This window comes from Rhodococcus sp. NPDC059969, from assembly GCF_042738325.1.
GTDB lineage: Bacteria > Actinomycetota > Actinomycetes > Mycobacteriales > Mycobacteriaceae > Rhodococcus_F.
Genome location: NZ_JBHWUF010000007.1, coordinates 293,696 through 316,649 on the forward strand (window position 1 = coordinate 293,696; position 22,954 = coordinate 316,649).

Here is a 22,954-nt window from a genome sequence, read left to right on the forward strand (position 1 = left end):
CGAGAGCGCCCCGTCGGCTCAGCTATCGGACCGGACAAAGGTTGATACGTGCTGGTCGTGACGTTGGTTCTCGCGGGAGTTGGCTTCGCGCTCCTGATCGTTGCCCTGACCACAGGGTCGCTGATCTGGGCGTGGGCATGTATCGCGATTTGTGTAGCAGGTGCCGTCCTCCTGCTGGTCAGTGCGCTGACCAGCAGGAAGGCGGTTCCTTCGTTGGATGACCCGGTATCGGGTAGCGGGATGTCGTCGCCTTACGGCCGAGCCGAGAGTTCCTCGGATTCCTCTACCGGTGATGCAGCCGCTGCCAACGATGACAATCCGGGCAATCATGGCGAATCGTCGGGCGGCAAGTCCTAGGCAGTACCGACACGTCCCAGGGCAAGTATTAGACTGTCGATCACGAATACCTGGCTTTGATCCGGCAATCACCGGGGAGCTTTCGGAAGAACGGTTCTCTACGCTTTCACGCGTGCCGAGAACCCAGTAGAACCGAACGGGTGAGCCCGTCACAGCTCGATCGAGTGGCACCTCGAGATCCAAGCGCGGATCTGTGGGGTGCAAACGGGGTGGTACCGCGGTGTCGGCGCACAAGCGCCACGTCGTCCCCGTGCCGAGTCCGACTGGCACGAGGAGATCGCCATGGCGAGTAACGGGTATCCCAAAGTCGACTACGGTGTCCCCGCCGACACCGGAGTCAAGTTCCCCGATCTGGAACAGAAGGTCCTGAAACAGTGGGACGACGACGACACCTTCCGGGCATCGGTTTCCAATCGCGACGGTAGCGAAGAGTTCGTTTTCTACGACGGACCGCCATTCGCCAATGGTTTGCCGCATTACGGCCACCTGCTGACGGGGTACGTCAAGGATCTGGTGCCGCGCTTCCAGACCATGCGTGGACGCAAGGTCGAACGACGCTTCGGCTGGGATTGCCACGGCCTTCCCGCAGAACTCGAAGCGGAGAAGCAGCTCGGTATCAAGGACAAAGCCGAGATCGAAGTCATGGGTCTGGCCAAGTTCAACGAGTACTGCAAGGCCTCGGTGCTCAAGTACACCGACGAGTGGCGCGACTACGTCACCCGCCAGGCACGTTGGGTCGACTTCGACAACGACTACAAGACCCTGGACGTCGACTTCATGGAGTCCGTCATGTGGGCCTTCAAGGAGCTGCACGACAAGGGCCTGATCTATCAGGGCTTCCGCGTGCTGCCCTACAGCTGGTACGAGCAGACTCCGCTGTCCAATCAGGAGACTCGCCTCGACGACGCGTACAAGATGCGTCAGGATCCCGCCGTCACGGTCGACATGCCGCTGTTCGCTCCCGGTTCACCACTCGACGGCGCAAACGCGATCATCTGGACCACGACTCCGTGGACGCTGCCGTCCAACTTGGCCACTGCGGTGCACCCCGAGGTCGACTACGTCCAGGTGCTCGGCGAGGACGGAAAGCGGTACGTACTCGCCGAAGCGCGGTTGGGTCATTACGCTCGCGAGCTGGGGGAGGACCCCGAGGTCGTTTCCCGTCACAAGGGCGCCGAGTTGGTCGGACTGTCGTACACACCGCCGTTCGACTTCTTCCTCGGACATCCGAACGCGCACGTCGTGCTCTCGGCCGACTACGTGACAACCGATTCCGGAACCGGAATCGTCCACCTCGCACCGGCTTTCGGTGAAGAGGATATGGACGTGGCCACAGCCAACGGTATCGAGGTCGTGCAGCCACTCGATCCGGGTGGAAAGTTCACCTCGATGGTTCCGCCGTACGAAGGCCTGATGGTGTTCGACGCCAACCCGGTCATCATCAAGGACCTCAAGGCCGCTGGAAAGCTGCTGCGGCACGAGACGATCGAGCACTCCTACCCGCACAGTTGGCGCAGTGGGCAACCGCTCATCTACATGGCGGTTCCCTCGTGGTTCGTCGCGGTCACCAAGTTCCGCGATCGCATGGTCGAGCTGAACAAGGACATCACGTGGGTGCCCGAGCACATCCGTGACGGCCAGTTCGGCAAGTGGCTCGAAGGTGCACGCGATTGGAACATCAGCCGAAACCGCTACTGGGGCAGCCCGATCCCGGTGTGGGTGTCGGACGATCCGCAGTACCCGCGCACAGACGTGTACGGTTCGCTCGACCAGTTGGAGGCAGACTTCGGTGTGCGTCCGACCGATCTGCATCGCCCGATGATCGACGACCTGGTCCGCCCGAACCCGGACGACCCGACCGGGAAGTCGATGATGCGCCGCGTTCCCGAGGTGCTCGACTGCTGGTTCGAATCCGGTTCGATGCCGTATGCGCAGGTGCATTACCCATTCGAGAACCGTGAATGGTTCGAGGGTCATTTCCCGGGCGATTTCATCGTCGAGTACAACGGGCAGACTCGCGGCTGGTTCTACACGCTGCACGTACTGGCCACCGCCCTCTTCGATCGTCCGGCGTTCAAAACCGTTGCCGCACACGGAATCGTGCTCGGTGACGACGGACTGAAGATGAGCAAGTCCAAGGGCAACTACCCGGACGTGAAGGAGGTGTTCAACCGCGACGGTAGCGACGCGATGCGATGGTTCCTGATGTCCTCGCCGATCCTGCGTGGTGGAAACCTCATCGTGACCGAGCAGGGCATCCGTGAAGGCGTACGTCAGGCTTTGCTCCCGTTGTGGAACGCCTGGAGCTTCCTGCAGTTGTACGCGCCGGAATCCGGTGTGTGGCGTACCGATTCGGAGAACATCCTCGATCAGTACATCCTGGCCAAGCTCGCCACCACCCGCGACGTGATCACCGAGGCACTCGAGGTCAACGACATCGCCGGCGCGTGCGACGAGCTTCGGTTGTTCTGTGACGCGCTCACCAACTGGTATGTGCGACGGTCTCGTTCGCGGTTCTGGGACGAGGATCGCGACGCGATCGACACCCTGCACACCGTGCTCGAAGTCGTGACGCGACTCGCTGCGCCGCTGTTGCCGCTGGTGTCCGAGGTGATCTGGCGCGGACTGACCGGGGAACGCTCGGTTCACCTGGCTGATTGGCCGGAGGAGTCGGAGCTACCCGCGAACCCCGAGTTGGTAGCGGCGATGGACGACGTACGGACCGTGTGCTCGACGGTGCTGAGCCTGCGCAAGGCGCAGAATCTGCGTGTTCGTCTTCCGTTGCCCGAGGTCACGGTTGCGGCGCCCGACGCCGAGCGTCTGCGTCCGTTCCTCGGACTGATCGCCGACGAGGTCAATGTCAAGAAGGTCGATCTGACCGATGACGTCGACGTGCACGGGCGCTTCGAAATAGCGGTGAACGCGCGTGCTGCCGGCCCGCGTCTGGGTAAGTCCGTTCAGACCGTCATCAAGGCGGTCAAGGTGGGCGACTGGACCGAGAACGCGGACGGCGTCGTGGTTGCAGCCGGCATCGAACTGCTGCCCGAGGAGTACACGCAGAAACTGGTTGCGGCCGAGCCGGATTCGACAGCTGCACTGCCGGACGGTGCGGGACTCGTCGTACTCGATTCCGTCGTGACGGAAGAACTCGAAGCCGAGGGCTGGGCGAAGGACCGTATCCGTCAACTGCAGGACGCGCGCCGCGCCGCCGGTTTGGACGTCTCGGACCGGATCAAGGTCGTGCTCGAGGTTCCGCAGGACTGCAAGGAGTGGGCCGAGCGTCATCGGGAATTGATCGCCGGTGAGGTTCTGGCCACCTCGTTCTCGGTGGGCGAAGCGGGAGATGACGCCGTCGATCTCGGCGACGGTATCCGCGCTGCGATCACGAAGGTCTAGTACCGACGCAACTACTCCGGCTCCCCGATGAATATCTACATGTCGGGGTGCCGGAGTAGTTTGCTCTCATGGGTACGAGCAAGGAAACCGTGGCGCGCATTCTCGAGCAGTTGGAACCGCTCGACGTGCGGGCAAGGGCGATGTTCGGCGAATACGGATTGTATTGCGACGAGAAGATCGTGGGCTTGATCTGCGCAGACGTACTGTTCGTCAAACCCACCGAGGTCAGCCCTGAGTTCGGATCAGCCGCTGATCTGGCTCCGCCGTATCCGGGGGCAAAGGATTATTACCGGGTTCCGGAAGAAAAGCTGCAGGACATCGATCATCTGCACGCCTTCATCCAACGGACAGCCGACGTATTACCCCTGCCGAAGAAGAAGACGCCCAAGAAAAAGGCACGGACTTAAATTCGGCGCCCACTTCTGAGAGAACCGTAACTCCCGATGAATCAAGATGACCCCACACGAAGTCGCAGGTGGGTGCTGCATCTCGACATGGACGCGTTTTTCGCTTCCGCCGAGCAGCTGACCCGTCCCACGCTGCGAGGTCGCCCCGTGCTGGTCGGCGGCTTGGGCGGGCGCGGGGTGGTGGCCGGGGCAAGTTACGAAGCGAGAGTTTTCGGTGCGCGATCGGCAATGCCGATGCATCAAGCGCGCCGCATGGTCGGCGGCGGAGCGGTGGTATTGCCGCCACGGATGTCCTTGTATTCGGTTCTGAGCAAGCGAACGTTCGAAGCGTTGCGCCTTCGCATGCCGATCCTCGAGCAACTGTCGGTGGACGAGGCTTTCGGTGAACCGGTGGAGTTGGCCGGTGTCGGCGCCGACGAGGTCCGCGCGTTTTGCGAGGATTTGCGGGCGTTGATCAAAGCCGAGACCGGGTTGGTCGCCTCGATCGGCGCTGGGTCAGGTAAGCAGGTGGCCAAGATTGCGTCGGGACTGGCCAAACCCGACGGGGTCGCAGTGATTCCTCCCGGGATGCAGCACGAGTTGCTCGATCCGCTTCCCGTGCGAAAGCTGTGGGGGATCGGCCCCGTCGCCGAGGAAAAACTCAAGCGTCTCGGCATCGAAACCATCGGTGGGTTTGCCCGCACACCCATAGCGGAGGTGGCGTCGATACTCGGAACCACTGTCGGTCCGGGGTTGCATCGGCTTGCGCAGGGGATCGACGACCGGCCGGTCGCCGAGCGTGCCGAATCAAAGCAGATCAGCGCGGAATCCACGTTCGCCGCCGACATCGTCACGATGGCGCAACTGCGCGCGGCCGTCGAAAGTAGTGGTCGTGCAGCATTTTCCAGGCTGGAGAAGGACGGAAGAGCCGCCCGTACCGTCGTACTGAAGCTCAAGAAGTCCGACATGAGCATCCTGACTCGGTCCGTGACGTTGCCGTTTGCCACCATCGACCGCCAAATCCTTGTCGCCACCGCGCAGAAGCAGGTCATCGACCCGCAGGAGTTGGGGCCGATTCGCCTGGTCGGTGTGGGATTCGCCGGTTTGTCCACGGTTCGCCAAGGATCACTTTTTCCCGAGTTGGATCAGGACGTTCCCGGCTATCCGGTCGAGACTCTCACCGGCGCTCTCGATGAGGCCGAACTCGACGCTCCAGTGGCTGCACGTGTCCCTCAGCGCTACTGGCACCCCGGTTTGGACGTCAAGCATCCAGAATACGGACACGGTTGGGTGCAAGGCGCGGGGCACGGTGTGGTGACGGTTCGCTTCGAAACCCGTTTCAGCGGAACGGGAATCGCCAAAACCTTCGCCGAATCCGATGAGGTGCTCGAGGTGGCAGATGCGGTCGACAGCCTTCTCTGAGGATGTCCTTAGACTTTTTCCGCTTACCGTTGGGTAATGTTGTCGACGATCCTCGAGCAAGCACGTTGTTCGACTGACGCTCGAATGTGAACACCCGAATGGATAGGACTGAGAAGTTGAAGCTTCAGAAGATGACCGTTGCAGCCGTGGCGATCGCAGCAGCCCTGACGATGACCGCTTGTGGCTCGGATGACAAGACCGACTCACCCACCACGACGTCCAAGAGTGCGACGGCCACCACCAGCACCACGGACGTTGCAGCTCCCGAACTTCCGACATCTGCTGAGCTCAACGGCAAGGTCGCCCAGGCGCTCGACGAGACCGTTCCGGCCGCAGACAAGGTCAACCTCGTCCAGGGCGCTGAGCAGGATCCCGAGCTGATCAACCAGGTCGCCGCTGCCGCCAAGGCTGCCGGCGCGCAGGTCGAGATCCTCGACCCGGTCACCGACACAGGCAGCGAGACGGCAGCCGCTTCGCTGAACATCGTTGTCAACGGCCAGCCGCTGCAGCAGGGCCTGCAGGCCTCGTTCGTCTACGAGGACGGCGTCTGGAAGCTCTCGAAGACCACCGCTTGCCAGATCGTCGGCGTTGCAGGTCTGACCTCGCCGGCTTGCGCTGCTTGATCTCTCGGTAGCACCTGAAACACCAGAGCGGCCGTCGACTTCCGAAAGGGAGTCGACGGCCGCTCGTTTGTGCGATGAGCGACGTCAGTGATGGAATCCCTCGGTGACGCGCGGCCGCGGCATCGGGCTGTCCAACTCGTCGAGGAACGCGGTTTCCTCCTCGATGATGCGCAGCAGATTTGCCGCCAGGTCCATGCTCAGCCCGTTACGAACCACGATGCGCTGCACTGTCAGATCCGCGAGATCATCGGGCATGGGATAGGCCGGCACCAACCAGCCCTTGCCGCGGAGTCGGTCCGACAGGTCGTACAGCGTCCAGTTGGACGTGTGCCCCTCGGCGAGGCGCCACGCGAAGACCGGGATGTCGGACCCGTCGTTCCACAGCTCGAAGGCGTCGAGTTTCCCGATCCCTTCGGCGAGGAACTTCGCCACGTCTTGCGAGGACTGCTGGATCGCGCGATAGCCGTCGTGACCGAGACGCAGGAACAAGTAGAACTGCAGGATCACCTGAGCGCCGGGGCGCGAGAAGTTCAGTGCGAAGGTCGGCATGCTGCCGCCGAGGTAGCTCACTTTGAAGACGAGGTCGTCGGGAAGTAGATCCTGCGATCGCCAGACCACCCATCCGAGGCCTGGGTAGACGAGTCCGTACTTGTGCGCCGAGGTGTTGATGGAATGCACGCGCGGTAGTCGGAAATCCCATTCGAGTTCGGGCTGCAGGAACGGTGCGATCATCGCACCGGAAGCGCCGTCGACGTGGATGGGGACGTCGAGGCCGGTTTTCTCCTGGATGGCGTCGAGCGCCTTCGAGATTTCCAGGACAGGCTCGTACATACCGGTGTAGGTGACACCCATGATCGCGACGACACCGATGGTGTTCTCGTCGACGTACTTGTCCAGATCATGACCGTCGAGGGTCCGATGTTCTTCGCTGATGGGTACGTAGCGCGCTTCGACGTCCCAGTAGTTGCAGAACTTCTCCCAACACACCTGTACGGCGGAACTCATGATCAGATTGGGTTTCTCCGTGGACTTACCCGCGGCCTTTCGCGCGTGCTGCCAGCGTCGTTTCATCGCGAGGCCACCCAGCATGCAGGCTTCGGACGAACCGATCGTCGAAGTGCCGATTGCGTCCTTGGGAGAGGGTGAGTGCCAGAGATCGGCAAGGATGCGCCAGCAATAGGTTTCGATCGCGGCGGTTTGCGGATACTCGTCCTTGTCGATCATATTCTTGTCGAACGACTCGGTATACAGCTTGGTTGCGTGGTCGTCCATCCACGTGCTGACAAACGTCGCGAGATTGAGTCGCGCGTTGCCGTCGAGCATCGTTTCGTCGTGGACGATCTGATAGGCGGTCTCGGGAAGCATGCCGTCGGGTTCGAGTGTGTATTTCGACGCAACCGAATCCTCGCCTGGCCTCGAGAAGATCGGATTGACGGCTACGTAATCGGTGTGATCTGACCTTCTGGGTTCCGGCATGAACTCTGGCTCCTCACATCAGTGTGTCGCGTTGGTCTGTTTCGTACCTACTCTCACCGTTCAGTGTGGACGGGCAGTTGTCAAAGGGTCTGTGGTCCCGAATCATTCGCGAGTCGCCCGGACCGGGCAGGGGCCGCTCGCTGCTACGGCGTTTGCGCGCGCAGTCGATCCACAGCAGCCGAGGCCATCGACTGCAGAACGTCGGGTGGGATCGGACTCGGCGCCGTCGCGGACACCTGTGTCAACGTCGTCCCCACGGCTGCGACTATCGCATCGGCCACCAAGGTGAATCCGCCACTCTCCGTGATGATTCGGTAGGCGAAAGATGCGTCACCGACATTCGGCGCCGACGATCCACCGGCGCGATAGGTGATTTTCGTTCCGTCGGCATCTGTTCCTGAATACTCTGTGCACCCGGCCAGAGTCGTCTGCAATTTCTCGAAAGCTGCTGCTGCCGCAGTGCCGTCGGCGTACGAGGCCGAGTCCTGATCGATGCTCGTGAAATCGGGGCCGGTGAACATGTCGGAGAGGTCGGCGACGGATCCGGTGGCCTGGGTGGCTATCGGCGCCAGAACCTGAGCGCACACCGCCGGATCGGTGCTCGACTTGTCCGCCTCCGAACTCTCCGACGCCGGTGCGAGGCCGAGGTCGTCGACCGGATCGGGAACTATGTCGAAGTCCGCGGGTAGTTCGGAGAGGGTGAGCGCTGCGCGTTGCAGGCCGTCACGGTCGAGGGGTGCCCCGCTCAGTGGTGCGGCCGGAGCAACCGTGAACGGCGCCAAGCCGACCTGGGGTGCGGAAACCTGCGTAGTCGTATCGCTGCTCGGGGATTCGTCCGAGCTGCAGCCGGTCACGACGAACAGTGCCGCCGTCGCCGTCAGGCCCAGTGAGAGAAGCGATCGACTGTTCACGATTCCCACCGAATGCTGTTCGAGATGGTCTGCCGGATCACCGAGGAACTGTCCGGATCGCCGTATGCCTGGTCTCCGCCGACGGTCATCTGTCCGTCGATCGGCAAGGGGAGTGCGAGGTCGACGGTGAGGTTTCCGGCGCCGGCCATGACGTACTGATCGATGTTCAGCGTTCCGGCGTCACCGGCCAGGTTCCAGACCGGGCTCTGCGGGGTCTGCGATACGTCCACGGCGAGCGAGAGCCGATTGCCCTCGCGTGCGGTGAGAGTGACGGTGGTTGTCTGGTCGAGCAGGATTTCACTGCTGACTTGCTGGCGAACCACCCAACGCGCGCCGACACCGACGGGAGCGTCGGGAAGTGCAACGGTCCGGTACACCGCTTGGCCGAGCGCCTGCTCGATCGCGGCGCGGGCGGCATTGGCCGAGTTTGCGGACGGCTTCAGCCGTAGGGCGGTGATGGCGCCCGAATCCGTGACGGACAACCCGGCCGCAGATCCGTCCGCTCCGCTCAGTGCTGCCTGCAATGTTGCATCCGGCGAAGTCATCGACGACAGCGTCAGGTCTACGACCGCGGTGGGATCGTCGGCTGTCACGTTTGCCGAGAGCGGAATCGTGATCTCCGGTGACGAGAAATCCTGCGCCGGCTGTTGATCGATCTGCTGACTCACGACGGCCTGGGTGACGAGCGTCGCCGTCTGCGTGGTGCCGACAGGCAAGTTCGTACGCAATACCTCGCGCGGCTCGCTTCCCGCATCGAGTACTTCGACCGTCGCGGCGGTCACCGGAACAGTGACTTCACTCGGCGAGGAGGTCGGAGTGTTCGGGGGTTGATCCGAGTCGCCGCAAGCGGTGAGAACGGTGGTGAGAGCGAGGGCAGCGAGGGCGAACGGAACGCGTCGGCCGGTCGTGGACAGCAGTGGCACGCGCTCCAGGCTAGCCGCAGTTGCAGAGTGCGTGACCCGGTGCGGTGAACATGAGGGATGATGGTTGCGTGAGTACAGACCACCCAGACCGAGATGTCAACGCGGAGGATCAGCCGATTACCGAAATCTCGAAGGCCGACGAGCCCGAAACCGTGAAACCGGAAGCCGCGAAATCGGAAGACGGTGACCTGGCGGTTGCGCCGGTCGCAAAGCCCCGCCGGCTGACCATGCTCATTGCCATCGCCGCTGTCATTCTGCTCTCGGACATTCTCACGAAGGTGTGGGCTGTCGCCGCGGTCAAGCCGGGGCAGCCGATCGAAATCATCGGTGACGTGGTCACATTCACGATGGTGCGCAATCCGGGGGCAGCGTTCTCGATGGCGACGTCGATGACGTGGATCCTCACCCTCGTCGCAATCGGTGTGGTCATCGGTGTGATCAAGATCGGTCGCACGCTCCGGTCACCGTGGTGGGCGCTCGGTCTCGGCCTGGTTCTCGGCGGCGCGCTGGGTAACCTCGTCGACCGATTCTTCCGCTCTCCCGGAATCATGCGCGGACATGTGGTGGACTTCGTCTCGGTCGGCTGGTGGCCGGTGTTCAACATCGCGGATTCCGCGATCGTCTGTGGCGCGATCCTGCTCGTCGTCCTGACACTGTTCGGCTTCGAACCCAACGGTGAACGTCTGCGTGATCACAAGACGGACGACAAGAAGCTCACCGATTCGAAGGCAGCAGCCGAGGGGGAAACCAAGTGAGGGAATCCCGTTCGATGCCAGTGCCCGACGGCCTCGACGCCATGCGCGTCGACGCGGGCTTGGCGCGCCTCCTCGGACTCTCGCGCACCGTGGTCGCGACACTCGCGGAGGAAGGCTCGGTACTCGTCGACGGTGTCGCTGTCGGCAAGTCCGATCGTCTGACCGCTGGGTCATGGCTCGAGGTCGTCTTGCCCGAACCACCGCGGCCCTTGACCATCGAGGCGACGCCGGTCGAGGGGATGGAGATCCTCTACGCCGACGACGACGTCGTGGCAGTCGACAAGCCCGTCGGAGTTGCTGCGCACGCCAGCGTCGGTTGGACAGGACCGACCGTCATCGGTGGACTTGCCGCGGCCGGTTTCCGCATCTCGACGTCCGGTGCCCACGAGCGCCAGGGAATCGTCCACCGTCTGGACGTCGGTACGTCGGGCGTCATGGTGGTTGCCACGTCCGAGCGCGCGTACACGCTGCTCAAGCGGGCATTCAAGCAGCGGACAATCGACAAGCGCTACCACGCTCTCGTGCAGGGACACCCCGACCCGAGCAGCGGAACCATCGACGCCCCGATCGGACGCCACCACGGTAACGACTGGCGGTTCACGGTCACAGCCGACGGCAAGCCCAGCGTCACGCACTACGACACCATCGAGGCGTTCCAGGCCGCGAGTCTGCTGGACGTGCACCTCGAGACCGGTCGTACACACCAGATTCGCGTGCACTTCTCGGCATTGCGCCATCCGTGCTGCGGCGACCTGACGTACGGCGCGGACCCTCGACTTGCCGAAAGGCTCGGCCTCGAGCGCCAGTGGCTGCACGCCGTGTCTCTAGGATTCGCACATCCGGCGGACGGTCGCTGGGTCGAGATCAAGAGCAAGTACCCGAAGGATCTCGAACACGCACTCGAAGTTCTCCGGTCCTCATGACACCGCGCGGGCTTGTTCCCGCGTTGGCCGTCGTCGCAGTGGCGGCGGTGGTCGGTGTGGGGTTCGCGAATCCCGTGCCGGCCCCGCCGATCAGGACGGACACTCTCGGTCCGGACAGCGGGGAAGCTGTGCCGGAGTACCTCGATCGAGCGCGAGATTCTGTTGCGTCGGTCGACGGGCCGGTGTGGGCCTTGGTCTCGTTCACGAAGGCACTCACCGTCGACGAGGTCATCACGACGACCAGCAGCTCTCAGGTTTCGAGTGTTCACGTGTCCGATGTTCGGGTGGCGAGGGTCATGTTTCGAGTACCGATCGAGCGCGTCCAGACGCCGCTCATGTCCGTACCCGTTCCCGACAACGACGAGGCAGTACGCAGATCGCCCGGTGTTGCAGCTACGCGATTGGTCGCGCTCGGCGGCGACACCGATCGACAGCAACAGGTGGCGCTCGCGTCGGCTAAGCAATTGTCCGCCGGATGCGCGTGCGCGGTGGGTGTGCTGGTGCGAGCTACTCCCGAAGGACTCGAAGCGATCGGACGTGAGTCGAATGTCCGTGCAGTGGAGGCGTTGCCGTCCGACGCCTCGCCGTGGTTCGCGGCTGTTCGCCCCTTGCTGCCGGAGTACGTGGACGTCGTTGCTCCCGGCCCCGACGACGGCCCGGTCCCGTGAGCGAGGACAAAAGCGGTAGATCCGGTTCGTCCTCGGGGATCTTCTACGGAGTAGCGGCTTTCCTGTTGTGGGGAACGTTCCCGGCTTTCTTCGGGCTTCTCGACTTCGCAGATCCGGTCGAGATCCTGGCGCACCGAGTGGTGTGGACCCTTCTGTTGATGCTGATCGTGTTGGCCTGCGCCGGCCGCCTCGGATCACTTCGCGGAATCAGTGCGCGCACCTGGCTGCTGGTGACCGCGGCGTCAGCGGCGATCGCGGTGAACTGGGGGACGTACATCTATGCCGTGGTGTCCGGCCGCGTCGTGGAGGCGGCCCTCGGGTACTTCATCAACCCGCTGGTCACCGTTCTGCTCGGCGTCGTGATCTTCCGCGAAAGATTGCGCCGCGCTCAGGTTGCCGCGCTCGTCCTCGCCGCCACGGCAGTAGTCGTGATCACGGTCGACTTCGGCAAACCACCGATCGTCGCATTGGTGCTCGCCGGTTCGTTTGCCACCTACGGGTTGGTCAAGAAGGTCGTTCCGCTCGATCCTCGAACCAGTTTGACCGCCGAGGGAGTTGTTGCCGCACCCTTCGCGGTCGGCTACCTCGTGTTCCTCGGCCTGACCGGGGCCGGCGCCTTCATCAGCAGCGGCGCCGGACACAGCCTGTTGCTGCTCGCGGCCGGCCCGGTCACCGCGCTGCCACTGCTCCTTTTCGGCGTCGCCGCTCAGCGAGTTCCGTTGGCGACGATGGGCATGCTGCAGTACCTCACCCCAGCGCTGCAGATGGCGTGGGGCGTGGCCGTCATGCACGAGGACATGCCGGCGTCACGGTGGATCGGCTTCGTTCTGATCTGGGCCGCGCTGGTGATCTTCACGACAGACACCTTCGTCGCAAGCCGGCGTTCTCGGCGTTCGATGAGGTCGAGCGTCGAACCTGAGGTTCCGGTCACGTGATCCGAGGCGGCACGCTGCGACTCCACGATGGCGGTCGCCGACCGTGTCGGCAGCGCGGCATACACTCGATCTCGCTCCCAGACCTTCAGAGAGGCGCACGTGGCTGACTCGTTCGTACATCTTCACAATCACACCGAGTACTCGATGCTCGACGGTGCGGCCAAGGTCGGCGCCATGTTCGAGGAGGCCGCTCGTCTCGAAATGACCGCCGTCGGCATGACCGACCACGGAAACATGTACGGCGCCAGCCAGTTCTACAACGAAGCCAAGAGCGCCGGCATCAAGCCGATCATCGGCATCGAGGCCTACATCGCGCCGGAATCCCGCTTCAACACCAAGCGAGTTCTGTGGGGAGACCGCAGCCAGAAGTCCGACGACGTCTCCGGTAGCGGCGCGTACACCCACATGACGATGGTGGCCGAGAACGCGACCGGGCTCCGGAACCTCTTCAAGCTGTCCTCGCTCGCGTCCATCGAAGGCCAGCTCGGCAAGTGGCCCCGCATGGACGAGGAGCTCATCGCATCGCACGCCGAGGGCATCATCGCCACCACCGGTTGCCCGTCGGGTGAGATCCAGACGCGTCTTCGTCTCGGTCACGATCGCGAGGCTCTCGAAGCTGCCGCGAAGTGGCAGGAGATCTGGGGACCGGACAACTTCTTCCTCGAACTGATGGACCACGGTCTCTCGATCGAGCGCCGTGTGCGCGAGGGCCTGCTCGACATCGGCAAGCAACTCGGTATCCCGCCGCTTGCCACCAACGACTGCCACTACGTCACCAAGGACGCCGCCGAGAACCACGAGGCGCTGCTCTGCATCCAGACCGGCAAGACGCTCTCGGATCCCACGCGCTTCAAGTTCGACGGCGACGGCTACTACCTCAAGTCCGCTGCCGAGATGCGCGCCATCTGGGACAACGAAGTACCGGGGGCATGCGACAACACCGTTGCCATCGGCGAGCGCGTGCAGTCGTACGAGGACGTCTGGGCGTTCCACGACCGCATGCCGATCTTCCCGGTCCCGGAGGGCCACACGCAGCAGACCTTCCTGCGCGCCGAGGTGATGCGCGGGCTGGACCGCCGGTTCCCGAGCGGACCTCCGCAGGAGTACCTCGCCCGCGCCGACTACGAGATCGGCGTCATCAACGAAATGGGCTTCCCGGCCTACTTCCTCGTGGTCGGCGACCTGATCAACCACGCCAAGGACGTCGGGATCCGCGTCGGACCCGGTCGTGGATCGGCTGCCGGTTCGTTGGTGGCCTACGCGATGGGTATCACCAACATCGACCCCATCCCGTACGGGTTGCTGTTCGAGCGATTCCTCAATCCGGAGCGCGTGTCCATGCCCGATATCGATATCGACTTCGATGATCGCCGTCGCGGCGAGATGGTTCGCTACGCGACGGACAAGTGGGGCAACGACAAGGTCGCCCAGGTCATCACCTTCGGCACCATCAAGACCAAGGCAGCCATCAAGGACTCGGCTCGCGTCCAGTTCGGCAAGCCGGGCTTTGCCATCGCCGATCAGATCACCAAGGCACTCCCGCCGCCCATCATGGCCAAGGACATCTCGGTTTCCGGTATCACCGATCCGAAGCACGAGCGGTACAAGGAGGCCGTCGAGGTTCGGGCGCTCATCGACTCCAGCCCGGACGTCGCGAAGATCTACAAGACAGCGGTGGGTCTGGAAGGGCTGATCCGTAACGCCGGTGTGCACGCCTGCGCGGTCATCATGTCGTCCGAACCGCTCACCGACGCTATCCCGGTGTGGAAGCGCGCCCAGGACGGCGCCATCATCACCGGCTGGGACTACCCCTCGTGTGAAGCCATCGGTCTGCTCAAGATGGACTTCCTCGGCCTGCGAAACCTCACGGTCATCGGTGACACCCTCGAGAACATCAAAGCCAACCGCGGCATCGACCTCGACCTCGACACGTTGCCGATGGACGATGCGGCAACCTACGAACTGCTCGCCCGCGGTGACACTCTCGGCGTGTTCCAGCTCGACGGCGGCGGTATGCGCGAGTTGCTGAAACTGATGCAGCCCACCGGATTCGGCGACATCGTGGCCGCATTGGCGCTGTATCGACCGGGACCGATGGGTGTGGACGCCCACATCTCGTACGCCAAGCGCAAGAACGCCTTGGAAGACGTCAAGCCGATTCACCCCGAGTTGGAGGAGCCGCTCGCGGAGATTCTCTCGGAGACGTACGGCCTGATCATCTACCAGGAGCAGATCATGCAACTGGCGCAGAAGGTGGCCGGTTACACCCTGGGTCAGGCCGACTTGCTGCGTCGCGCCATGGGTAAGAAGAAGCTGTCCGAGCTGGAAAAGGCGTACGCCGGGTTCCGTCAGGGAATGCTGGACAACAACTTCAGTGAGGCGGCCATCAAGGCGCTGTGGGACACGGTCCTTCCCTTCGCCGGCTACGCGTTCAACAAGTCGCACTCCGCCGGATACGGTCTCGTGTCGTACTGGACGGCGTACCTCAAGGCGAACTACCCGGCCGAGTACATGGCCGGTCTGCTCACCTCTGTCGGTGACGACAAGGACAAGTCCGCGATCTACCTCGCCGACTGCCGCAAGTTGGGCATTACCGTGCTTCCGCCGGACGTCAACGAATCGCGAGTCGACTTCGCGACCGTCGGCGACGACATTCGTTTCGGTATGGGGTCGGTGCGCAACGTCGGCGCCAACGTCGTCGCCTCGATCATCAAGGCGCGTACCGAGAAGTCGAAGTTCACCGATTTCTCCGACTACCTCGGCAAGATCGACGCGATGGCCTGCAACAAGAAGGTCACCGAATCTCTCATCAAGGCGGGTGCATTCGACTCGTTGGGTCATCCGCGCAAGGGTCTGATGTTGGTTCATGCCGACGCCATCGATTCCGTGATGAGCACCAAGAAGGCGGAGGCGATCGGCCAGTTCGACCTCTTCGGCGGGGCTGAGGCTGACGAGTCGATCACCTCGGTGTTCGACGTCAAGATTCCCGAGGAAGAGTGGGACTCCAAGCATCGCCTGGCGCTCGAACGAGAGATGTTGGGGCTGTACGTCTCCGGCCATCCGCTCAACGGTGTCGAGCACATTCTTCGGCAGCAGTCCGACACGTCCATCGCCGCGATACTCGAAGGCGGCGTTCAGGACGGCGCCCAGGTCACTCTCGGCGGCATCATCGCCTCGGTGGATCGCCGGGTCAACAAGAACGGTCTGACCTGGTGCATCGTGCAACTCGAAGATCTCGTGGGTGGAATCGAGGTGCTGTTCTTCCCGCAGGCGTACGCCGTGTACGGAATGGACATCGCCGAGGATGCCATCGTGTTGGTCAAGGCTCGCGTCTCGATCCGTGACGATCGGATGTCGTTGATCGGCAACGACCTTGCGGTGCCTGATATTTCGGCGATCGGGGTTGCGCGTCCGCTGTCGGTCTCGTTGCCGCTGCGACAATGCACCAAGGACAAGCTCAGTGCTCTCAAGCAGGTGCTGACCAGGCATCCGGGAACGTCCGACGTCCATGTCCGGCTGATCGGAGGAACCGAAATCAGCTTGTGGAAGGTCGACGACGTCCTTCGGGTCGAACCGTCCTCGGCGCTGATGGGTGACCTGAAGGCATTGCTCGGACCGAGCTGTCTGACGGTCTGACCGCCGACCGAGCGGACCTGAATCGAACGAAGGGGCCTTGCTGCTGATGCAGCAAGGCCCCTTCGTGGTCCGTCAGAGATCGGGGAGTGCGGTGATCAGGTGGTGCGTGAGTAGTGAACACGTCGCGTCCACCAGGTGATCACCGTTGCTGTTGCGGCAGTCAGTACGGCCACCTGCATCGACTGCGTGACGGCACCTGCGACGACGAACAGCACGAAACCGACTACGAGAGCTTCGATCTTGTACAGCGGCCACCGAGTACCGGCCAGATCGACGCAATGGTCGGCTGAGGGGCGTGATTCGCGAGTGGAGATATCTGCGGTGGTCATCTCGTCCCTTTCCCGGTGCAGTCTTTTTCACGATGTGGCGCGGCTAGCTGATACGGCTGTTCGAAGCTGTGGTTTCAGAGTAGCCAGAGATGAGAGTTCGGGCAAGCGAACTTTATTGATCGGCAGCTCACTTAATCGATCAACCAGGGGAGTGCGCCGACGACGGACCTGGTCGGCGTGGTTCGGTGGCCAAGGCAGTCGAGTGGGTGTTCACTGGTACACATGCCAATCACAGGTGAGTACGAACCCAGTCCAGCGTCGTGGGCCGCCGATCAGGTCGCACGCATCGAGAACTCCGGCGGCACCGAGGGAAACGACATGAACGGCATGCCCGTCGTCGTTCTCACGACCATCGGGGCAAAGTCCGGCAAGGTCAGGAAGACGCCGCTGATGCGCGTCGAGCACGACGGTTCGTATGCCGTAGTGGCTTCGCTTGGTGGTGCCCCGAAGAATCCGGTCTGGTACTACAACGTCATAGCCAATCCGCATGTCACGCTGCGTGACGCGACGCAGGTCTTCGACCTGGTTGCTCGTGAAGTCACTGGCGACGAGAAGGCGATCTGGTGGGAGCGCGCTGTCGCTGCGTACCCCGACTACGCCGATTATCAGACGAAGACCGATCGTGAGATCCCGGTGTTCGTCCTCGAACCCAAGTAACGCCGCAGTCCACAAGAAAGCACTGCAGTCCACAAGAAGCACTGCACAAACCACAAGTAAATCGTCACTCGCGGGGGTCGGCGATCCCGACTCCCGTGAGTGTGTCATGGAGGTCTGATGAGTCCGAAAACCGTTGCAGATCAATTGGTTCAGCAGCTCGTTGACGCGGGTGTCAGTCGGATCTACGGAATTGTCGGTGACAGTCTCAATCCCATCGTCGATGCGGTTCGTCGCACCGGTGGTTCCGAAAAGGGCGGAATCGACTGGATACACGTCCGTCATGAGGAAGCAGCCGCATTTGCCGCCGCAGCAGATGCCCAGATCACCGGGAAGCTCGCGGTGTGTGCAGGATCCTGCGGTCCCGGAAACCTTCATCTGATCAACGGCCTGTACGACGCTCATCGTTCGGGCGCCCCGGTCCTCGCGATCGCCTCACACATCCCCAGTGCGCAGATCGGTATGGGCTACTTCCAGGAGACGCATCCCGAGCGGATCTTCATCGAATGTTCGAGTTACACCGAACTCGTCAGCACGCCAGTGCAATCACCCCGCGTGGTGCAGTCCGCGATTCAGCATTCGGTCGCTCGAAACGGCGTCTCGGTGATCGTGCTTCCCGGTGACATTGCCGACTGCCCGGCCGAAGGAACGCCGCCGACGCTCGTCGAAACGCGAAGGCCGACAGTCGTTCCGGATGCCGGTGATGTGAAGGCGTTGGCAGATGTGATCAACGGCTCGCGCAAAGTCGCGATCTTCGCCGGCGCCGGTGTTCGAGACGCACGCGCGGAAGTATTGGCGCTGGCCGAAACCGTCGGCGCTCCCATCGGGCATTCACTGCGTGGCAAGGAATGGATCCAGTACGACAACCCGTACGACGTCGGGATGACCGGATTGCTGGGTTACGGTGCGGCGCACGACGGTATCCACGGCGCCGATCTCCTGCTCCTGATCGGTACGGACTTTCCCTACGATCAGTTCTTGCCCGACGACGTTCGCACTGCTCAGATCGACATCGCGGCGGAGCGGTTGGGGCGTCGAACCAGCCTGGACCTGGCCGTGCACGGTGACGTCGCGAGTACCTTGAGTGCACTCATTCCGCAGCTCGATCGAAAGGCCGACCGCGGATTCCTCGAGGACACGCTCGCCAAGCACAACACTCTGATGACCAAAGTGGTTGGTGCATACACGGATCCGGTCAAGCAGCGCACGCCGATTCACCCCGAGTATGCGGCCTCGATCCTCGACGATCTGGCTGCGGACGACGCAATCTTCACCGCCGACACCGGCATGTGCAATGTGTGGACGGCACGCTACCTCAATCCGAACGGATCGAGACGTTTCATCTCGTCGGCACTGCACGGATCCATGTCCAATGCACTCCCGCATGCGATGGGTGCGGCATGGTCCAGCCCGGGGCGACAGGTCATCTCGGTGTCGGGCGACGGTGGATTGTCGATGCTGCTCGGTGAGTTGGTCACCGTCGCCATGTACAAGTTGCCGGTCAAGATCGTGGTGTTCAACAACTCGACGCTCGGAATGGTCAAGCTCGAGATGCTGGTCGACGGCCTCCCGGATTTCGGGGTCGACGTGCCCGCGGTCGACTACGCGGCGGTCGCCGCTGCGCTCGGAATCTTCTCGCGGCGCATCGAGAATCCTGCCGACATCGAATCCGGTCTGCGCGCCGCGCTCGATCACGACGGCCCGGCCCTCGTGGATCTGGTGACCGATCCGCTGGCATTGTCGTTGCCGCCCACCATCACCGGCGGTCAGATGAAGGGCTTCGCCTTGGCGATGTCGAAGATGGTGATGAACGGCGGCGTCGGCGAGGCAGTACAGATGGCAAAGTCGAATCTGCGGAACGTGCCACGTCCCTCGCAGTTGGATCCGCGCGGCTGACCTGCCCCCGCCCTGCCTCGCAGACGATGCGGGGCGGGGTGGTGGGAAGGTTGATCCCCGACGTGCGAAAATGGCGGAGTGTCTAACTCGCCCGATGTCGTAGTAACGAAGTCCACCGTCCCCGCGCTCGACGCGCAGGAGATCGACGCGGCCATCGAGCGAATTCAGCACGTCATTGCGGCGACACCCTTGCAGTACAGCGACCGTCTGTCGGCGCTGACCGGCGCACACGTGTACCTCAAGCGTGAGGACCTCCAAGGCGTTCGTTCGTACAAGATTCGCGGCGCGTACAACCTGATCGCGCAGCTCAACGAGGCCGAGCGCGCGGCAGGCGTCGTGACCGCCAGTGCCGGCAACCATGCACAGGGCGTTGCCTTCGCTTGCCGAACCATGCAGATCAAGGGTCGGATCTACGTGCCGGCCAACACGCCCAAGCAGAAGCGTGATCGCATCCGCGCTCACGGCGGAGCATTTGTCGAACTGTTCATGATCGGTGAGACCTATGACGCCGCCGCCGCTGCGGCTGCGGAGGACGTAGCCGAAACCAGTGCAACCATGGTTCCGCCGTTCGACGACGTGCGCACCGCTGCGGGGCAAGGAACCATCGCAGCCGAGATCCTCACGCAACTCGACGCACCTCTCGACACGATTGTCGTGCCGGTCGGTGGGGGCGGTTGCATCGCGGGCATAGCCACCTACCTGCACGAGCGGTCGCCGAAGACGTCGATCGTCGGGATCGAGCCGTCCGGGGCCGCATCCATGACGGCCGCGCTTGTTGCCGGCGGCCCGGTGACCCTTCCCGACGTCGATCCGTTCGTCGATGGTGCCGCCGTCAAGCGCATTGGTGACGTTCCCTACGAGGTCGTCTCACGTCTGGGTGCTGCCGTCGTGTCACACGCGTCGTTGCCGCTCGTCGCTCGTCAACTTCAGACGCGGTCCGGTTCGGGATCGTTTGTCGTCAATCAGATCGACGAAGGCGCTATCTGCACGGCGATGCTCGAGCTGTACCAGAGCGAGGGCATCATTGCCGAACCTGCGGGCGCGCTTTCCGTTGCGGCACTGCAGAATCTGACGTTCGAGCCGGGCTCGACCGTCGTGTGCCTGATCTCCGGTGGCAACAACGACGTCTCCCGTTACGGCGAAATCCTCGAGCGTTCGCTCGTTCACCTCGGGCTCAAGCACTACTTCCTGGTCGACTTTCCGCAGGAACCGGGAGCGTTGCGCCGGTTTCTCTCGGACGTGCTGGGGCCGGACGACGACATCGCGCTCTTCGAGTACGTCAAGCGAAACAATCGCGAAACGGGTGCCGCGTTGGTGGGTATCGAACTCGGTTCCGCCGACGGTTTGGCGTCGTTGCTCGAGCGGATGGAGCACGCGCCGATGCAGTCCGAGAGGCTGGAGCCGGGAAGCCCGGCGTACCGCTATCTGACGTAAGGGACGCCCCCGGTCAGGGCCGCAGTCGCTCGACCACCTGTCGATGCAGTTCGGGGTCCGGCTGGGGGAGTCCGAGCATGGCTGCCAGATACAGGCCGTCACCGACGAGTCGGATGATCTCGGCCTGCACCGGGTCGGCGATCTCGGTCTGAAGGCCCTTGTCCCAGCTTCGCATCACATGGGTGACAGCCTTCTGGATTTCGTCGTGTTGTCCGTCGACTGTTCGGAGCGCGGCAATGATCGAGCGAAAGAGCGAGAGTTCTTCGCTTTCGTTCGCATCGGGGATCTGCAGGTAGAACTCGGTGACCGTGGTACCGCCGGCTACGGCGTCGTCGAGTTGCTGATCCGAGCGTTCCCCGAGTCTGCGGACCATGGCCGCGAGGAGGGCTTCCTTGCTGGGGAAGTGATAGAGAAGTCCGCCCTTGGAAACCCCGGCTTCGGCGGCAACGCCTTCGAGCGTGACTTGGGCGACGCCGCTGACCAGCAGCAGCTTCTCCAGTGCGTCGAGAATTCGATCGCGAGTGTCGGCAGCCATGTGATGTGACCCTACCCGGAAATAACTTTACCGCTCAGACGGTTCACTGTTACCGTAGAGATACTGTACCGGCTGGACGGTGCAGTGAATTTTTTTCGACGAGAACTCAGAGAAAGTCGCAGGGGAGCAATGTCAGTGTCGGCAGATCACACGTCTGCAATCAATCCCGACGAGGTTCGGGCGACAAAGCGTGACTGGGCGGGCTTGATAGTCCTTGCCTTTGCTGTGTTGCTCATCGCAGTCGACGGCACGGTGCTCGATCTTGCGCTTCCGTTCATCAGCGCCGACCTCGAACCGAGCAGCACGCAGTTGCTGTGGATCATCGACGTCTATTCGTTCGTGCTCGCCGGTCTGCTCATCACCATGGGTACGCTCGGCGACCGGATCGGTAGGCGAAAACTGCTCCTGATCGGCGCAGTCGGCTTCGGTCTCGCCTCGATCATCGCCGCTCTCGCTGTCAGTCCCGAGATGCTCATTGCCGCCCGCGTGCTGCAGGGTATTTCCGGTGCAACGCTGATGCCGGCCACCCTCGGTCTGATCCGCACGATCTTCGTCAACCCGCGTCAGCGCACCGAGGCGATCGGTGTCTGGGGCGCGATGGCAGGTGGTGGTACCGCGGCAGGCCCGTTGGTCGGTGGTTGGTTGCTCGAGCACTTCTGGTGGGGTTCGGTCTTCTTGATCAACATTCCGGTCATGATCGCGCTGGTTGTACTCGGCCCGATCCTGATCCCGGAGTCGAAGGACCCCAATCCGGGTCGATTCGACCTCATCAGCGCTGGTCTGTCGATGGCGACCATGTTGCCGCTGGTGTACGCGGTCAAGGAATCCGTGGTGCACGGCGTCAGCATCACGTTGCTGGTGATCGGCCTCGTTGGTCTCGCGGCGGGTTACGTGTTCGTGCGTCGTCAGCGGATGCTGAAGGATCCGATGTTGGATCTGAAACTGTTTGCCAACGCGTCGTTCTCCACCGCCGTCATCACCAACCTGCTCTCGATCTTCGCGCTGGCAGGTGTCCTGTTCTTCGGTTCGCAGTACCTGCAGTTGGTGCTCGGTAACTCGGCGCTCGACGCCGGCCTGCTGATGCTCCCGGGTATGTTGCTCAGCGCATTCACCGCGGTTGCGGCGGCCTGGTTGATTCGCCGGTGGTCGGTGTCTCACGTGCTCAGCGCGGGCCTCGCGGTTGCCGGTATCGGTGCTGCGATGCTGCTCGCGCTCGGCGTCGACAGCGGCCCGTTGATGTTCGTGATCGGCTTCGGTCTGGCCGGTGCTGGTGTCGGTGTCGCGTTGACGTTGACATCGGATCTCGTGGTCAGCTCGGTGGAACCCGAACGCGCCGGCGCTGCGTCCGCTGTGTCGGAGACCGCGTACGAACTTGGCATCGCGCTCGGCGTGGCGATCCTGGGCAGCGTGGTGATGGCGATCTTCCGCAAGGGAATCGACACCTCGATGCTCGAAGCAGATCAGGCGCACGCTGCGCAGGGCACCCTCGGCGGTGCGCTGCAGGAAGCAACGTACCTACCGGGTGAACTCGGTTCGGTACTTGCCGATTCCGCGAAGTCGGCGTTCGTCGACGGTATGCACGTTGCTGCCGGTGCGACTGCTCTGGTTCTGTTCGTCAGTGCCGCATTGGTTTTGCGGATGCTGCGGAGTACACCAGAGAACGCGAAGCGTTAGCGCGTGAAACAGTAGAACGCG

Annotated in this window: 19 protein-coding genes; 14 read left to right on the plus strand and 5 right to left on the minus strand. The window is 62.8% G+C overall.

Annotated elements, in window-relative coordinates:
* Window positions 1-48: 48 nt before the first annotated feature.
* The 5 genes from ACFWAD_RS20660 to ACFWAD_RS20680 all read left to right on the plus strand — a co-directional run bounded on the left by ACFWAD_RS20660 (window position 49) and on the right by ACFWAD_RS20680 (window position 6,184).
* Complete coding sequence (locus tag ACFWAD_RS20660; RefSeq protein WP_317826362.1) at window positions 49-357, plus strand: hypothetical protein; 309 nt, start codon at window positions 49-51, stop codon at window positions 355-357.
* A 282-nt stretch (window positions 358-639) separates the two neighbouring features.
* Window positions 640-3,753 carry an isoleucine--tRNA ligase gene (ileS, locus tag ACFWAD_RS20665; RefSeq protein WP_378547153.1) on the plus strand — a complete coding sequence of 1,038 codons (3,114 nt, stop codon included), beginning with the start codon at window positions 640-642 and terminating at the stop codon, window positions 3,751-3,753.
* Between the two features lie 68 nt (window positions 3,754-3,821).
* A complete protein-coding gene (locus tag ACFWAD_RS20670; protein ID WP_378547156.1) occupies window positions 3,822-4,160 on the plus strand; it encodes a TfoX/Sxy family protein in 339 nt (112 codons plus the stop codon).
* Between the two features lie 36 nt (window positions 4,161-4,196).
* On the plus strand, window positions 4,197-5,561 hold the full coding sequence (locus tag ACFWAD_RS20675) for a DNA polymerase IV (protein WP_378547159.1): 1,365 nt from the start codon (window positions 4,197-4,199) through the stop codon (window positions 5,559-5,561).
* Window positions 5,562-5,692: 131 nt separating this feature from the next.
* Window positions 5,693-6,184 (plus strand): hypothetical protein, encoded by a 492-nt coding sequence (locus ACFWAD_RS20680; protein ID WP_228117853.1) that lies wholly within the window; start codon window positions 5,693-5,695, stop codon window positions 6,182-6,184.
* An 84-nt stretch (window positions 6,185-6,268) separates the two neighbouring features.
* Here ACFWAD_RS20680 and ACFWAD_RS20685 read toward each other — a convergent pair whose 3' ends face one another.
* The 3 genes from ACFWAD_RS20685 to ACFWAD_RS20695 form a co-directional block, all read right to left on the minus strand.
* A complete protein-coding gene (locus ACFWAD_RS20685) occupies window positions 6,269-7,660 on the minus strand; it encodes a glutamate decarboxylase (RefSeq protein WP_378547163.1) in 1,392 nt (463 codons plus the stop codon).
* Between the two features lie 143 nt (window positions 7,661-7,803).
* On the minus strand, window positions 7,804-8,571 hold the full coding sequence (locus ACFWAD_RS20690; RefSeq protein WP_378547166.1) for a sensor domain-containing protein: 768 nt from the start codon (window positions 8,569-8,571) through the stop codon (window positions 7,804-7,806).
* Window positions 8,568-9,494: a hypothetical protein gene (locus ACFWAD_RS20695; protein ID WP_378538804.1), complete on the minus strand. Its 927-nt coding sequence runs from the start codon at window positions 9,492-9,494 to the stop codon at window positions 8,568-8,570. Before ACFWAD_RS20695 ends, ACFWAD_RS20690 begins: the two co-directional genes overlap by 4 nt.
* A gap of 68 nt (window positions 9,495-9,562) precedes the next feature.
* Here ACFWAD_RS20695 and lspA point away from each other — a divergent pair, with 68 nt between their 5' ends.
* The 5 genes from lspA to dnaE all read left to right on the plus strand — a co-directional run bounded on the left by lspA (window position 9,563) and on the right by dnaE (window position 16,411).
* A complete protein-coding gene (gene lspA, locus ACFWAD_RS20700; RefSeq protein ID WP_378547169.1) occupies window positions 9,563-10,249 on the plus strand; it encodes a signal peptidase II in 687 nt (228 codons plus the stop codon).
* Window positions 10,246-11,172 (plus strand): RluA family pseudouridine synthase, encoded by a 927-nt coding sequence (locus ACFWAD_RS20705; RefSeq protein ID WP_007733161.1) that lies wholly within the window; start codon window positions 10,246-10,248, stop codon window positions 11,170-11,172. Before lspA ends, ACFWAD_RS20705 begins: the two co-directional genes overlap by 4 nt.
* Window positions 11,169-11,840: a hypothetical protein gene (locus ACFWAD_RS20710; RefSeq protein WP_378547172.1), complete on the plus strand. Its 672-nt coding sequence runs from the start codon at window positions 11,169-11,171 to the stop codon at window positions 11,838-11,840. Before ACFWAD_RS20705 ends, ACFWAD_RS20710 begins: the two co-directional genes overlap by 4 nt.
* Complete coding sequence (gene rarD / locus ACFWAD_RS20715) at window positions 11,837-12,775, plus strand: EamA family transporter RarD (protein WP_378547176.1); 939 nt, start codon at window positions 11,837-11,839, stop codon at window positions 12,773-12,775. Before ACFWAD_RS20710 ends, rarD begins: the two co-directional genes overlap by 4 nt.
* Before the next feature lie 99 nt (window positions 12,776-12,874).
* On the plus strand, window positions 12,875-16,411 hold the full coding sequence (gene dnaE / locus ACFWAD_RS20720; protein WP_378449653.1) for a DNA polymerase III subunit alpha: 3,537 nt from the start codon (window positions 12,875-12,877) through the stop codon (window positions 16,409-16,411).
* Between the two features lie 95 nt (window positions 16,412-16,506).
* On the opposite strand, the gene ACFWAD_RS20725 is transcribed toward dnaE, so the two are convergent.
* Window positions 16,507-16,740: a hypothetical protein gene (locus tag ACFWAD_RS20725; protein WP_378547179.1), complete on the minus strand. Its 234-nt coding sequence runs from the start codon at window positions 16,738-16,740 to the stop codon at window positions 16,507-16,509.
* A 222-nt stretch (window positions 16,741-16,962) separates the two neighbouring features.
* Between ACFWAD_RS20725 and ACFWAD_RS20730 the strand changes: the two genes are divergently transcribed.
* From ACFWAD_RS20730 to ilvA, 3 genes are all read left to right on the plus strand, one after another.
* Window positions 16,963-17,397, plus strand: a complete 435-nt coding sequence (locus ACFWAD_RS20730; RefSeq protein ID WP_378547182.1) for a nitroreductase family deazaflavin-dependent oxidoreductase — start codon at window positions 16,963-16,965, stop codon at window positions 17,395-17,397.
* A 117-nt stretch (window positions 17,398-17,514) separates the two neighbouring features.
* Entirely contained in the window at window positions 17,515-19,290 is a 1,776-nt protein-coding gene (locus tag ACFWAD_RS20735; protein ID WP_378547185.1) for a pyruvate dehydrogenase, read from the plus strand.
* 78 nt (window positions 19,291-19,368) lie between these two features.
* Window positions 19,369-20,724 (plus strand): threonine ammonia-lyase IlvA, encoded by a 1,356-nt coding sequence (ilvA, locus tag ACFWAD_RS20740; RefSeq protein WP_378547188.1) that lies wholly within the window; start codon window positions 19,369-19,371, stop codon window positions 20,722-20,724.
* Between the two features lie 13 nt (window positions 20,725-20,737).
* Here the strand turns inward: ilvA and ACFWAD_RS20745 are convergent, their stop codons facing one another.
* Entirely contained in the window at window positions 20,738-21,259 is a 522-nt protein-coding gene (locus tag ACFWAD_RS20745; RefSeq protein WP_003941685.1) for a TetR/AcrR family transcriptional regulator, read from the minus strand.
* A gap of 129 nt (window positions 21,260-21,388) precedes the next feature.
* Between ACFWAD_RS20745 and ACFWAD_RS20750 the strand changes: the two genes are divergently transcribed.
* The gene (locus ACFWAD_RS20750; RefSeq protein WP_007733146.1) at window positions 21,389-22,933 is read left to right on the plus strand and encodes an MFS transporter; all 1,545 of its coding nucleotides are present in this window, start codon (window positions 21,389-21,391) and stop codon (window positions 22,931-22,933) included.
* Window positions 22,934-22,954 lie beyond the last annotated feature (21 nt).

Coding starts and splice junctions, on each gene's coding strand:
- ileS (WP_378547153.1), top strand. CDS start 640: ATGGCGAGTAACGGGTATCCCAAAGTCGACTACGGTGTCCCCGCCGAC.
- ACFWAD_RS20670 (WP_378547156.1), top strand. CDS start 3,822: ATGGGTACGAGCAAGGAAACCGTGGCGCGCATTCTCGAGCAGTTGGAA.
- ACFWAD_RS20675 (WP_378547159.1), top strand. CDS start 4,197: ATGAATCAAGATGACCCCACACGAAGTCGCAGGTGGGTGCTGCATCTC.
- ACFWAD_RS20680 (WP_228117853.1), top strand. CDS start 5,693: ATGACCGTTGCAGCCGTGGCGATCGCAGCAGCCCTGACGATGACCGCT.
- ACFWAD_RS20685 (WP_378547163.1), bottom strand. CDS start 7,660: ATGCCGGAACCCAGAAGGTCAGATCACACCGATTACGTAGCCGTCAAT.
- ACFWAD_RS20710 (WP_378547172.1), top strand. CDS start 11,169: ATGACACCGCGCGGGCTTGTTCCCGCGTTGGCCGTCGTCGCAGTGGCG.
- ACFWAD_RS20725 (WP_378547179.1), bottom strand. CDS start 16,740: ATGACCACCGCAGATATCTCCACTCGCGAATCACGCCCCTCAGCCGAC.
- ACFWAD_RS20730 (WP_378547182.1), top strand. CDS start 16,963: ATGCCAATCACAGGTGAGTACGAACCCAGTCCAGCGTCGTGGGCCGCC.
- ACFWAD_RS20735 (WP_378547185.1), top strand. CDS start 17,515: ATGAGTCCGAAAACCGTTGCAGATCAATTGGTTCAGCAGCTCGTTGAC.
- ACFWAD_RS20745 (WP_003941685.1), bottom strand. CDS start 21,259: ATGGCTGCCGACACTCGCGATCGAATTCTCGACGCACTGGAGAAGCTG.
- ACFWAD_RS20750 (WP_007733146.1), top strand. CDS start 21,389: ATGTCAGTGTCGGCAGATCACACGTCTGCAATCAATCCCGACGAGGTT.